This is a genomic window from Bartonella sp. AA86SXKL (assembly GCF_042196885.1).
The window spans coordinates 332-609 of record NZ_JBHIRE010000481.1; the positions used below are offsets into that span (position 1 = coordinate 332).

Genomic DNA, 278 nt, shown 5'->3' on the forward strand with positions numbered 1-278 from the left:
CCTTTAAAGACTGTTCCAAAATAGTACTTAGAACCGATAATGCCTCATCATTACCCTGCAATGATGAAATATTAAGTAACACATACCATTCATGCTCATGTTCAAAAAGATGCCTCTCGCACATCTTATACTTCAAAGCCATTTGCAAGCTCAGTTTTCCCATAAGCTCAAAACCAGTCAACATTCCTCCCCCCTGGCATTGCGCAAGAGATAAAAACTCAAGAGCCTTACCTGGACTGTGTAAGCCGACAAAAGCAACAGCTTTTCCTTTGATCTTT

General features: G+C 40.3%; 1 pseudogene. It reads right to left on the reverse strand.

The annotated features are described in order from the left end of the window. Positions 1–278, reverse strand: a pseudogene (locus ACFIO5_RS12780) (hydroxyacid dehydrogenase); the annotation flags it as partial.